At 37.8% G+C, this 14122-nt stretch carries 9 protein-coding genes; 5 read left to right on the top strand and 4 right to left on the bottom strand.

All coding sequences use genetic code 11. The features are described 5' to 3' along the window. Positions 1-242: 242 nt before the first annotated feature. A complete protein-coding gene (locus ESZ39_RS15945; protein WP_146880916.1) occupies positions 243-2015 on the bottom strand; it encodes a bifunctional protein-serine/threonine kinase/phosphatase in 1773 nt (590 codons plus the stop codon). A gap of 5 nt (positions 2016-2020) precedes the next feature. Then, positions 2021-3493, bottom strand: coding sequence for a NarK family nitrate/nitrite MFS transporter (locus tag ESZ39_RS15940; RefSeq protein WP_146880915.1), 1473 nt, complete (start codon positions 3491-3493; stop codon positions 2021-2023). Between the two features lie 798 nt (positions 3494-4291). Here ESZ39_RS15940 and ESZ39_RS15935 point away from each other — a divergent pair. The 3 genes from ESZ39_RS15935 (at position 4292) to astB (ending at position 8370) form a co-directional block, all read left to right on the top strand. Then, positions 4292-4807: a hypothetical protein gene (locus ESZ39_RS15935; protein WP_146880914.1), complete on the top strand. Its 516-nt coding sequence runs from the start codon at positions 4292-4294 to the stop codon at positions 4805-4807. A gap of 895 nt (positions 4808-5702) precedes the next feature. Beyond that, positions 5703-6215, top strand: coding sequence for a fasciclin domain-containing protein (locus ESZ39_RS15930; protein WP_146880913.1), 513 nt, complete (start codon positions 5703-5705; stop codon positions 6213-6215). Between the two features lie 817 nt (positions 6216-7032). Next, positions 7033-8370 carry an N-succinylarginine dihydrolase gene (astB, locus tag ESZ39_RS15925; protein ID WP_146880912.1) on the top strand — a complete coding sequence of 446 codons (1338 nt, stop codon included), beginning with the start codon at positions 7033-7035 and terminating at the stop codon, positions 8368-8370. Positions 8371-8791: 421 nt separating this feature from the next. Here the strand turns inward: astB and ESZ39_RS15920 are convergent, their stop codons facing one another. Next, entirely contained in the window at positions 8792-9301 is a 510-nt protein-coding gene (locus ESZ39_RS15920; RefSeq protein ID WP_146880911.1) for a peptide-methionine (S)-S-oxide reductase, read from the bottom strand. A 392-nt stretch (positions 9302-9693) separates the two neighbouring features. On the opposite strand from ESZ39_RS15920, the gene ESZ39_RS15915 reads away from it, so the two are divergent. Both ESZ39_RS15915 and ESZ39_RS15910 read left to right on the top strand, forming a co-directional pair. Beyond that, complete coding sequence (locus ESZ39_RS15915) at positions 9694-11565, top strand: TonB-dependent receptor plug domain-containing protein (protein ID WP_146880910.1); 1872 nt, start codon at positions 9694-9696, stop codon at positions 11563-11565. Between the two features lie 455 nt (positions 11566-12020). Then, entirely contained in the window at positions 12021-12881 is an 861-nt protein-coding gene (locus tag ESZ39_RS15910; protein WP_146880909.1) for an EamA family transporter, read from the top strand. A gap of 397 nt (positions 12882-13278) precedes the next feature. Here the strand turns inward: ESZ39_RS15910 and ESZ39_RS15905 are convergent, their stop codons facing one another. After that, on the bottom strand, positions 13279-13725 hold the full coding sequence (locus ESZ39_RS15905) for a hypothetical protein (RefSeq protein WP_146880908.1): 447 nt from the start codon (positions 13723-13725) through the stop codon (positions 13279-13281). Positions 13726-14122 lie beyond the last annotated feature (397 nt).

Genomic DNA, 14122 nt, shown 5'->3' with positions numbered 1-14122 from the left:
CCTGCTTACTTTTACATGTTCGGCAGCTTGAGTTCTGTCAGCTCCATCCTTAATGTGCAATAAAGCTAATAGGCGAATTCTCATTCTGCCATTGGTTTCTTGAGCAATAAGTGCCTTTAAATTAATAGGCTCCAATTTCTCAGATAATTGTTTTTTAGTAATATATTTCATAACTACCATTAGATCACAAATTTAATGTAATTGGTATAACACGTTAATTAACCTCGATTAATTAACCTCGATTAATTAAGTAAAGATACCACCAAGCCAACAAATAACAACGCGGATACTGATTGCCAAAACAATAAAGGGTTACGCTGTAACAAAGGTTGTTTTTTGTATTCTTCAACGGCAGATAAACTGGGTTTAATTAAATCAGCAAAGAATTCTGAAAAGGCTTGATAGCGCAGTTTTGGATCGGCCGCGGTTGCTTTTTGTAAGCTTAGATCTAACCACAACGGCAGCTCAGGTCGAAACTGTTTAATGCTGCGATATTGCATGTCGTTATAAGTCTTGATGGTGACTTGAGCACGTTGCATGGGTTTGTAAGGTAGTTCGCCTGACAGCATTTCATAACAAATAACCCCCAATGAAAATAGGTCACTTTGATAGTCAGCTTGCATATGCAATAAGGTTTCAGGCGCAATATAATTTAACGAGCCTTGCGGTACTTGTTCTTTGATTGTTTCTTGGTTTTCATCAAGTGAAGCGACAAATACGGTGCCGTAATCAATCAATTTAATCTGGCCATATTCATCGATCATTATGTTGTCTGGTTTTAAGTCGCGGTGCACTAAATCTAAGCGTTGAAACGCTCGTAATGCGCTGATCACTTGTTTCATTACATCGCGGACTTGTGCAATGCTCGGTTTAGGATTGTCATGTAACCATTCACCTAAGGTTTGCCCTTTAATATATTCACAGACATGGTATAAAAAAGGACTGTCTTGCTTACCTTGTAGCACACGCATGACGTTAGCGTGCGTAATGCGTTCGCCAACCCAAGCTTCACGCATAAAACCTTGCAAATAAAGGGCATCGTCTGAGAAATTAACTGAAGGTGCTTTTAAAACATAAGGTTTATTGGTTTTAATATCGATCACTAAATACAAGTGTGAGCGAATGCTGGCGTGGATTACTTTTTTAACCAAGTAGCCATCAAGTTTCTGGCCAATTTTTAATGCCGGTGGAATCGTTTTTGCACTAAGGTCACGTTCAATTTCGGCTAGTTTACGATTGGGCACGGCGTTAATATAGACTAATAAACAGGTAACATTGTCATTACTACCGCGCTCAAGTGCCGTTTCTACAATTTTTTTAGCAAGCGCTTCTAAGTCAGACTTATCTGGTGATAACGGTAATGAGTCAAACAGTGCTTTAAAAACAGGCTTAGTAATATAATCATGAATACCATCGCAACTTAGCATGTATAAATCACGCGACTGTAAATCAATTTGGTGCACATCAACTTCTAAACGATTATCTGCACCTAATGCTCTTGTTAATAAATTATGTTGGCCAATTTGCTTGCGATTATGATCACGGGTAACGACTTCCAATTGTTGAAGACGATATTTTGTTATACGGGTATCGCCAACATGAAAAATATAACCCGTGGTTGATTTAGCAATAAGTGCTGAAAAAGTTGTTAGCCACTGTGGCACGTTTTGATAGGCTAAATCATCAATAAAGCCGCTTTGTGAATATAACCAGTTATTTAAGCTGGTTAATACCTTAGCCGCAGACTTTTGCGTTGACCATGTTTGAGGTGTTGCAAGATATTCTTCAATAAATTGAGTCACCGCAAGCTGTGAGGCATCAGCGGCTTTACTCGCGCTTGATACTCCATCAGCAATGGCAACAACCGCGCCTTTAGCGCGTAATTCAAGTTTTTTAGGTACTATGGCGGCAAAAGCGTCTTGGTTTTCCGCTTTCAAACCTTTAGAAGAAAAACCACCGAAGCACAATTGCAAATCAGCAACCGTACTTTGGCGAGTTTGTTTTTCACTGCTCATGTTTTTTAGTGACCAACTTTAATTAATGCTACCGTGCCATCTTCACGCACTTCGGTAATCGTACCCTTAGGCTCTTGCATAAAGAGTAATGTAATAAAGCCTAGCACAGCGGTGGCTGCTATCACCATAAAGAAGGTTGAATAATCAACCATGGTTAATACCGTTAAGTAAACCACCGCACCCACGTTACCGTAAGCACCGGTCATACCAGCAATTTGCCCGGTTAAACGACGTTTAATTAATGGTACGGCAGCAAATACAGCACCTTCACCTGCTTGCACGAAAAACGAACAAGCCATCGCTGTTGCTACGGCTAAGGCTAAAGGCCATTCACCGGTAATTTCAGACATGGCTAAATAACCAAGCGCCAAGCCAGCGGTTAAAATTAATAAGGTTTTTTTGCGACCAAACCGGTCTGATAACCAACCGCCACCAGGGCGAGACATTAAGTTCATAAAGGCATAAGTCGACGCTAACATTGCGGCGTAAACCATGCTTAACTCGAAGGTCTCAGCGAAAAATAACGGTAACATCGAGACAACCGCTAATTCGGAACCAAAAGTAGCAAAGTATAGAATGTTTAACACCGCCACTTGTTTAAACTTATAACGGTGAATTTCTTCTACTGGTTTTGAAAATAAATGGCCGTTGACTTTAATGGTTTGCTTTACTTCAATAGCAAATAAAACCACTAGACTAATGTAGGAAATCAGTGCACTTTGTGCTGATAATAAACTCACGCCAGCAGGTGATAATTTCCATGTTAGTAAGGCTAAAGCGCCGTACATAGGAATTTTCATAATTAATAACAGGAAGAAGTCACCGGTTGAGGTAACTTCCATTGCACCGGTTTGTTTCGGTTTAAAGTAGGTTGAACCTTTAGGCGTGTCTGTGACGTTTTGATACCAGATAACACTGAAAATTAAACTTAATGCACCGGTAAAGGCAACCGCGTATCTCCAACCGTCTTCACCACCAAAGGCCAACGCAAGTGTAGGGAGTGACATGGCTGCAGCCGCTGAACCAAAGTTACCCCAGCCACCGTAAATACCTTCAGCTGTGCCAAGCTCATTAGCCGGGAACCATTCAGATACCATACGAATACCGATAACAAAACCAGCGCCAATAAAACCTAATAAAAAGCGAGATAAAGCCGCTTGCTCAAATGTGCTTGCAAAAGCAAACATAAAACAAGGAAGGCTACATACCGCAAGTAATACGGCGAATGTTAAGCGGGGACCGTATTTATCCGTAAGCATACCAATAACAACGCGAGCCGGAATGGTTAACGCTACGTTTAATAGCATTAAGGTTTTAATTTCATCTTTTGTTAATCCTAATGAATCAGCAATTACCGACACTAAGGGAGCAAAGTTAAACCAAACAGCAAAAGTAATGAAAAACGCTATCCAACTCATATGTAAGGCTTTCATCTTACCTTTGAATGAAAAAATATTGAGACTTTCTTGTCCACTCATACGACAACTCCTAAAAATTAAAATTTGTTTTTTTTATTAATGAAAGACGCTGTTGCCTTGTTAATAATAAAAAATGGCTTTGCTATTAACTAAGGTGGCTGGCTTACACAATACGAAGAACATTATTCAACGGTTAAAGCAAAGGTGATGCCATTAGTATGAAGTTTTTTATCTGTCTGTTTTAATTGACTTTATTTTAGGAGAGGTGATTTTCACCTAGGTTTGTGTGCACAAAAAATAACTATGCGCACAGATTGAGTGCAAAAAAATGAATAAATGCTTACTGCATCATTAAAATACTCTTAATTTTAGTGAATACTTAGCCGTAACGGATAAAAGTAATAATCGCGTGCTCATGTTGAATGGTTTTGCTTTGCTCACTTAATTAGTCAAATTGGTATCATGATAATAGTTTGTAAATTATTACAATGAAGCTTTCACTACAATATTGGGTATCATACTTTTGAGTAGTAAACGTATTGAGTACAGATAAAAATGACTTATACCTATCCTCTTTTAGTATGCAATATACTCGTTTACGAATGAAGTTACTCGTCACAACCCAATTTGCGAATTCCTTGGCATATCGTGATCTACTTTTAGTTGTACACCCTAGTAGCATTAAAGCTACATTTTACTAACATAGTGTTTGTGTTTTTTCTGTATTTTGTTGTATATTCTGAAAAAAACACTGTATTTTCAGCTGTTTCGTAGCGATCATAAAGAAAGTTGTATTTAATAAAATAAATATAAATTATGATAAGAGCCACTTTTAGATGAATGATAAAAGGCAGAATAATGATAAAAGTAAATTCGGTTACACTTGATAGTTTAGGCTTTCAATCTTATCCGAAAGAAGAGCTTAATAATTTATTTTTAGCGTTCAGAAACACTGAACCTGATGTTTTTGTCATCACAGATATCTCTAAACTTACTGCAGACCCTGGCGTGAGATTTAGGATACAGCTACCAGAAAAAAACAAAGTTCTTTTCAAAAAAAATATATTCTCTAAAACACAATCATTTTCAGCTATTAAAGCATATTTTGACGGCTGCTATCACAATGGTGACGGTGAAATGGTAGCGTATTTTAAACTAGACAAAATACTTTCTATCTCAGAAAATGAGAACAATTCACTACTAAAAAATCCTAAATTTAGCTATCAAAGAATAGTAGTCCCTGTCTATATTAGATTTGAAGATGGAAGGGTCTATTTATTAATTGACAGCGGTTATGACTTTGAGGCATTAGATGCCGATAAAGATTATGGTTGTTTTTCAAGAGTAAAGAAAACAAATTGGAATAACTTTTAAGTATTATTACACTCAAAATTTTTGTAAAAGGAAGTTTTATGTTTTTATGAGTCAATGAACATAAAACAATATAAAGATGAATAAATCAAATCTTAGATTCAAATAATAAACGCCATTCAATAAAAAACTTGGTTAGCTTATCCTGACTCGATCTATTTTGTGAAACCTGTCTGCAGAGTTGACTTAACTCACAACTAAATCGTTTTAGAGACTCCCTAGTTACTGGTATTGCGTTAAATTTATTAGCCTGACATATCACCGAAAGCTAATTGGCATTACCGTACTCTTGAACTGATAAAGTTTAATCTTAATTGCGCTATCGTATTGCTTAAGTAGTAAAGGTGCTAACGTTATTACGAGCAATAGGGCTTCTAACCATTAACCCAGACATGCTCAGTGAGTAGAGAAAATTAAGCGTTCTACTCGTATTAACGACGCCTTTAAAGCAAAACACTTTGATGACTACACCATAAAAAATCTAATCAGTTTAATTGATATGCCTTATTATCATTGTATTTCTGCTTGTGTTCGCTGTGCTTTGCTTTCGGGTATGCTCGCCACTTTATTAAAAGTTAAAGAAAAATATTATTGATTAGTGCCGATGAAGTAGATTTTTAAAAGCGATGGTAAGTTTAGCGCTAAAACTTGGGATGCTATTTATTTTTTAAATCTATGGTGCCCAGTGCCAAAGTAGAATTGTAGGGTTAATATGAGTTACTGATTTAATGGTGATTTCAACCGTGTTCTTCGAGTTATCAGTAATCGCTATACTAGCTATTCCTATTCTAGGCTTCATTAAAGAATGAATAACAAATTGATCTTAATCCCTTAGCCATACGTAACTTTAATTTAACAAACGCGTAGTCAAACCAGTAATCACTAAATAGGAAATATCATGTTAAATAAATTTATTGCAGTATTATCACTTATGGTTGCCAGCTTAGCTTTTATGCCTGCCTCTTACGCAGGTCATCATAATGAAGGTGAGCACGGTATGAAAAAAGACGTTGTTGATGTAGCAGCTGAAAATGGTTCTTTCAATACCCTTGTCGCAGCAATTAAAGCGGCTGGGTTAGTCGATACGCTTAAAGGTAAAGGGCCTTTTACAGTATTTGCGCCAACAGATGAGGCTTTTGCCAAGTTACCTGAAGGTACCGTTGAAATGCTACTAAAACCAGAAAATAAAGCTAAACTTGCTTCAATTTTGACATATCACGTAGTTTCTGGAAAAGTGATGTCAACAGATGTCGTGAAAATAGACAGTGCCGCTACTATTCAAGGCCAAATGTTAATGGTTAAAGTGGTTGATGGAAACGTGATGATAAACCAAGCAACAGTCATCATGGCAGATGTCAAAGCGAGTAATGGCGTGATACACGTTATTGATACAGTATTAATGCCTAAGTAAGCATACCCCTGCAGAGTATCAGTCAATTTTTATATCTCGATACTCTGCAACCTTGTAATAAATTTTAGCTACGATCACTTTAACTTTTTAAGGTGATCATTACACAACCATTCTAGAATAATCGTTTACGTAACTTAAAAATAAAAATAAAAATAAAAATTACACCAACAGCGACTTATCAGATAAAACTCCTGATTTCCAGTACGCTTTTTAATCTTCTTTTTTTATCAACACAAAGTGTTGTTGAGCAATAATCACGCACCTTATCATCACAAGATTAAAGCGAGTTACAGCGTTTTTTAATTTTATTATTAATACTCTATAGGCACTGTATTGGTACGTTGGTATAGTTATACCAATCTCATTAATTATCTGATCATTTTTACCGGTTAAAACAACCAATTACTGCGTCATTTAATAATTAGAACAACAAGTTATTAAAATAAATGCCTTATATTTGGTCGTTTTTTTTGCGTGTAAAGTAGGCCACCTAATTAATGAAATTAGTATTATGACTGAGTTGCTATGCTTCATTATGCTGCAAAGTTCTAATGTAATACCAGTTCCATTAAGTTTGTGATCTTGTTGTGCGCAGGAAAAATAACTCAAGGTAAGGTGCTCGATTGAGCAATAGCTGGCTATTGGGATTGAGAGCAGCACAGCCTTGAGCTATTTTAACTAGTACAAGTGAGCAATAACTTAATGGGATTGGTATAAGATAATATTTAAGTGCACAAGCTATTGATAAGTAAGGTTAGCCCTTTAGTGGTAGATACTTTGCTTCGTTCTAATAAATGACAGTATTCGAGACAAAATAATGAAAAGTAGTGAAGTGAATTTTGATGGCTTAGTTGGGCCTACACACAATTATGCTGGCTTATCTGAGGGCAATGTAGCTTCTTTATCGAATGCTAGTGAGAGTTCAAACCCTAAAAGTGCAGCATTGCAGGGTTTGAAAAAGATGAAAGCCTTGCATGATATGGGATTACATCAAGGCGTATTTGCTCCGCAAGAACGTCCTGATATTTACACCTTAAAAAGATTAGGCTTTCATGGCACAGATGCCCAAGTATTGGCAGCAGCATACAAAGCATCACCCACGCTACTAGCCTCTTGTTGCTCAGCATCAACCATGTGGACAGCGAATGCGGCAACCGTATCTCCTTCCGCTGATACCTTGGATCAAAAAGTACATTTTACCGCAGCTAATTTAGCCAATAAATTTCATCGCTCATTAGAGCCCCAAACAACCAGTAATATTCTTAAAGCCATGTTTGGTGATGATAAGCATTTTCAACATCACCAACACCTAAATGATAATGAACACTTTGGTGATGAAGGTGCGGCTAATCATACGCGTTTATGTCAGGGCTATGGTGAAAAAGGAGTCGAGATATTTACCTATGGCCGTTCAGCCTTTAATCGTGATAAACCTGCACCTACAAAGTTTCCTGCACGGCAAACGTTAGAAGCTAGTCAAGCAATAGCGAGATTACATGGCTTGTCTGCTGAGAATACAGTTTTTGTGCAGCAAAACCCTGAGGTGATCGATCAGGGCGTATTTCATAATGATGTGATTGCAGTAGGTAATCAAAATGTTTTTCTTTACCATGAGCAAGCCTATCTCAATACCGCGCGATTTAAAGAAGAGGTCATGGGTAAATTTACCGGTGACAAGCTGCATTTCTTGGAAGTTTCTACAGAACAGGTTTCGATTGAGGATGCGGTAAACACTTACCTTTTTAACACGCAAATAGTAACGTTAAAAGATAATACTATGGCCATTATTGCGCCAAAGCATTGTCGTGATAATGCTAAAGTTTATGATTATTTACAGTCCCTAACCACGGCTAATAATCCAATCAATCATGTTGAATATTTTGATGTTAATGAAAGTATGAAAAACGGTGGTGGTCCTGCATGTTTACGTTTGAGAGTTGCAATGACCGAGCAGGAACTACTTGCGGTTAATCCTGCTTGTTTGTTAACAGATACCTTGTATATGCAGCTAGTCGCTTGGGTTAATCGTCATTATCGCGATAAATTGGCGATAGACGATTTGAGAGATCCACAATTGCTCATTGAGTCAAGAACGGCGTTAGACGAGCTCTCTCAGCTACTATCTTTAGGATCGGTTTATCGTTTTCAACAATAAACAATGGCCAATAAATTAAAATTGAGAAAACCACCCACTTTTTTTTAGCTATATTTATGGGTTGATTAGTCGATTATCGAATAAACTTGATGTTTTATTTTTGTCGCTAGTGATGATGTTAAATTTGTCACTAGCCAAGGCTAAAACTTATGATTTTTCAAAGAAATACCCATAATGTCTTTAGGTTTAATACCAACTTGATTAATTAAGTGATCTACTTTTTCATGAGGAAAAATGAATAAATACAAGGCATAAAATTTAATAAGTAGTTATTCACCTTATAAATTTTATAACGCTGTAGTTATTCATTTTAACCATTAAAAATGAGCAGGTAATTAATCAACTTGGTATAACATCATATTTTAAGCTAATGTATCACTTGTGTGAATAGCTAACTCTTGGCATAAGGTAGTTTTTAATGCTACTTGTATTTATGTAATATCTGCTTAGGAATATGACAATAATCATTGGGGAAGTGAGTTAATCTTTCTTGGTGTTCTGCATCGCTTTTCACGTAGTTGAGCAGTGGCAAAACTTCAACGACCATTTTATCGGCATCATCATGGCGGGTAATATACTCAATGGCTGTTTTGAGGTGATGACTTTGTTCGCTGTATATGCCGGTGCGGTATTTTTTGCCAACATCTTCGCCTTGCTTATTGACGCTGTAAGGGTCAATTATTTCAAAAAAATAAGCTATTAGCTCATCAAGACTAACAGCGCTTGGACAGAAGGTGACTTTTACACACTCTGCATAGCCATCATAACTACTCTTGGTGGTGTTGGTTAAGCCATTAACTCGACCTGCTTCTGTAGCGTAAACGCCAGGTAGGTGCTTCATAAATTCTTGCACACCCCAAAGGCAACCACCGGCAAAATAAATGATTTCTTGCATGCTGTTATCCTGCTTGTTAGCTTGTTGTTTCTTCATCAAGTTTGGACCTTTACAAAAAATAGATTAAATTTTATGCGTTATGCGTTATGCATTGATTATAATAGCGAGTAAACCGTTATAACTCTGTTTGTTAACGTCCTGTTTATTATGCACCCAGTTGTAAACGATTATTAATCGAGAATGGTTATCATGTGTAATATGTTATCCGCTAAGATATAATATTACTTAGCGTAACGATTACTACCTTTCAAATAAATCCCCTAGCTTTATCTTACGATACCTTCGTTTGATTGTTCCAATATGTTAAGCCCCATTGTTAGCAAAAGTATGAGAAATGGCTCTTTCTGCTACTGGGTGGACTGAGTTGGGGAGTGAAAAAATAATCGTTTTTACCCATAGTTTAAACAGTGTAAGTAGAGAAGACTAACATGATTCGAGTTGTACCGATTGCTTTGCCCGCTTTATTATTAAGCCTGTCGACTTTTTCAGCTGCAGCTGACGATAGTTTTAATGTTAGTTCTAATGCAAGTAAAGATATTGAGATAATTACCGTTGAGGCTTCAACCACAGCTAATACCAAACCGGTGGGCACCTTTGGCTCGCCAGTTTCAAACCTAGAATATGATCCGCGCGTTGATCTACAATCGCGCAATATGGCAGAAGCTCAAGCTGATGTGACGATTCGTGGTGGTATTTTTGAAAATACTGGCTTTAGGGTGGGCAGCGCAACGTTACTTGATCCGCAAACTGGACATTACTTTGCCGAAATTCCTATTGCTCAGGAAATGTTAACTAACGCAAATATACTGACGGGTGCAGACAATGCTCTACTCGGTGTTAACAGCTCAGTAGGCACGGTTTCTCGGGATTGGACAGCGATAAAAACCGCAGGTAGTGCTTCCATTGGCGCAGGCAATAACAACTTTAATCTCCAGCGTGTACATAGCGGCGTTAGCATGGCACTGGCTGATTATACCGATTGGACTATCGGTGTTGAAGCTGAATACTCTCGCTCTGAAAGTGACGGTACAATAGAAAATGGCGACCACGACTTTCAACGTGCTTCTGGTCGTATTCAGTTAGTTGGACCATCATCACAAACCGAGCTGTTTTTTGGCTCTCAAGAGAAGTTCTTTGGCTGGCCAAATATGTACACGCCATTTAATGTTAATGAAACCGAAGACATCAAAACGCGATTATTAATCCTTAATCATCAACAGGATTACGCACAAGACAGTACCTTTGAAATTTCCACCTACTATCGCCGTAACAACGACCATTATGTTTTTTCTCGTGAAAATCCTGATGTATTCCAAGCCTTTCATGAAACTGAAGTTAAATCGATAGCACTTTCTGGTCGCCATGCTCAAACAGAGTCATTTGCACTGAATTACTCAAGCCAGTTTATAGCAGACAACATTGAATCAACCACGCTTGAAAATAACTTTACCTCTCGCCATTATTACAAATTCAGTGTTTTGCCTGAATATCGCATGGATCTACAAGATGATGAACAGTTAACTTTTCGTCTCGGCGCTGCTTTTGACGATACTAACCGAGACGATTCACAAGTGTCATTGATTGGTGACGTCAGATGGAATAGCATCAATGCTGATGACAGCTCTCAAACATTCTACATCTCTTATGCAGAAGCTAGTCAAGTAGCAGGTTATACCGCTATTGGGGGAAGTAATACCGGTGGGCTATTTAGAAGTAATTATGATCTTGAGCGTGAAACTACTAAAAATATTGAATTAGGTTTGGCATTAGATCGAGAAACTTGGCGCCTTGATGCCGCTATTTTTTATCGACAAGATGATGACTTAACCGATTGGACCTATAGCTTAAGTTCAACCTCTGCTCGTTCTGCCAATCCGGTCGATATCGATACGCTAGGTTTAGAGCTACTGGCGGTAAAGCGTTTCGAGCATGCAGAAATCATCACCAGTTATACCTTCTTTGATAAATCGGAAGATTATGGCGCTGCGGACATCGATGCTAGTTTTTATGCCTTGAACTACCCAGATCACCGCGTAACATTAGGGCTTATTTGGCACCCAACCGACATCGTTGAAGTCCGTGTTGATAACGAGTGGCGTAAACAAGAAGAAAATATGCTTAGAAACGGCGACGACGATGCTTTATTTACTCACCTTACGGTAAAGATCTCTCCTGCGCAGTTTAAAGGTTTAGATATTGTGCTTGCAGCAGATAATCTTTGGGATGAATCTTTTGAAGAGGTACCTGGTACACCTGGACGTGGAGAACAGTTCACTGTCAGTGCTACTTATCATTGGTAACATTGTATAATACCAAGTTGATTAATTAGCTGCTCATTTTTAATGGTTAAAATGAATAACTACAGCGTTATAAAATTTATAAGGTGAATAACTACTGACTAAATTTTATGCCTTGTATTTATCCATTTTTCCTCATGAAAAAGGTGATCACTTAATTAATCAAATTGGTATAATACCAGTTCCATTAAGTTTTTGATCTTGTTGTGCGCAGGAAAAATAACTCAAGGTAAGGCGCTCGATTGAGCAATAGCTGGCTATTGGGATTGAGAGCAACACAGCCTTGAGCTATTTTAACTAGTACAAGTGAGCAATAACTTAATGGGATTGGTATAAGTACTTTGCATCGGCCCCAGCTTATTGGTTGGGGTCAAATCGTTACTCAGTAGTATTTGAACAATAGTTAACTATTACAAATAGCCATTGAATAAATTGACATTAATTATTAGAGACCTGTAATGATTTATCTAGTGATCCCTACGCTGATTTGGGCTTTTTCTTTTGGTCTTATTGGCAACACGCTCAAAGGTCTTGACCCACTTCAAATAGCAGATACCCGACTATTACTTGCGCTCATTGCTTTTCTGCCCTTTATAAAACTAGCTAACACCAACGGGCAGGAAAAATGGCAACTGATACTGCTTGGCGCACTTCAATACGGTGTCATGTATACCTGTTATCTTTCCGCTTTTCGTTATATACCATCACATTTAGTTGCGCTATTTAGCGTGTTTACGCCACTTTATATTGTTATTATCAACGATCTTCGACAGCGTTGTTTTACCCCTTGGTATTTATTGGCCACACTACTATCCGTTTTTGGCGCCGCCGTTATAAAAATGGATAGTATAGAGTCAAGCGAAATTTGGCTAGGGTTTTGCCTAATGCAAATAGCCAATATAGCTTTTGCTTTTGGGCAAGTTTATTATCGTGATTGGAAACAAAGTCGACCACATATTAGCGACAGCTCTGTATTTGGCTTTTTATACTTAGGTGCCGCTGTTTTTACCACCGTTGCTACGCTGTTAATTTCTTCGCAGCCCCCCATTCCTTTAAGCGCAACACCAACGCAGTGGTTGGTTTTAGTTTATATGGGGTTAATTGCCTCAGGGCTTGGTTTCTTCTTTTGGAATAAAGGCGCAACCCAAACAAGTGTCGGGGTATTAGCCGCGTTTAACAATGCGGTTGTGCCACTGGCTATGTTTGCCTCCTTATTTGTTTTTGGTGAAGCCAAGGGCGGGACGCCAGAAGAACTTGTCAGGCTTGCCATCGGATCACTGTTGATTGTGGCTGCACTCTTGATTGCAAAACGAAAATAAATACTGGTTTTTTTTGGAATATTTATAATTAAGCTACTGGAAGGTAGCTCTTTCAGCGCGCTGGCATATCGTCAAATAGTCATATGGTTTATGACAACTGATCAGTTATTGAAATATTTATGTTGTTAGATCTCATTTAAAGTGAGGGTCATAGTAAATTTTAACGCAAAAAGGAGTAGAGCAAAATGCAGTGGGAAAGCTTTCAATAGTCTAGAGTAGGCAGGTTTATTGTTTAGTCGGATATAGGCTATAGTGATAATGTGTAACTTGTTAGGCTAACCCTCTATATGCCGAAGGTTTGCTTACTTTTGTGAGGTAGTGATGTGCTAGTGTTTGTTTTCTTGATAGCGAAAGTAGGGCAATGAAGCTACCCTACTTTATTGATGACAGCTAAATCTTAATCTCGATATTTCATTTCTTGCAGCAATGAAGTACTCATTATTGTTCGAAAATCAGCACGGTTTCCACTTTCAGATTGCATCTTTTCCATACTTTTCTTTGCCCACGCCATATACGTGGCACGACGCTTTTCATTTTCAGCAACTGATGCCATGTTTTCGAATACACGAATCAAGTACAGATCAGGCTCATCCATTCTGGGGTGAACATTACTAATAACTTTAGCATCTATTAGCCAACCTTGTGACTTTGCAAAATCGCTGTTTTTACGCCATTCGCCCGCAAGCCACGTCGAATATTTAAGGCTAGCACCATCAGATATTTTTATACCAGTAACTTCCCAGTATTCACCACCAATAAAAGGGGGTTCTTCTGCATATACATTTTGAATAGCTAATAAACTTAAAACACAAAACAACAGTCCTTGGATGAAATATTTTTTCATTTTTTATTTCCTAATTGTTTGTGAACATGGATGGCCACAGTGGTATAAAAAATAGTTCGGTATTTTTACTTTGTCAAATATTGACTTACTGAACATAGTCTAAGGGAAAATTAAACGACACTACCTAGTGATTTATGATTTATTAGGCCACCCATAAGATTTATTAGGCCACCCATAATAACTTGTGTATGATTTATTAGGCCACCCATAATAACTTGTGTATATTTACCTCAATAAACTAGACTTAATTTACCTTAATTAAATTTGGTAATTGTTATGCCTAAACCTCGCTCACAACAAATCAGTTTAGTAGATACCCCGTATTATCACATTTGCAGCCGCACGGTACGAAAGGCTTTTTTATGTGGCGTGGATAAAGAAACGGGGGTCAGTTTTG

It is taken from the genome of Colwellia sp. C1TZA3, from assembly GCF_007954265.1.
In the GTDB taxonomy this organism is placed as follows: domain Bacteria; phylum Pseudomonadota; class Gammaproteobacteria; order Enterobacterales; family Alteromonadaceae; genus Cognaticolwellia.
This window is presented reverse-complemented; position numbering and strand designations above follow the sequence as displayed.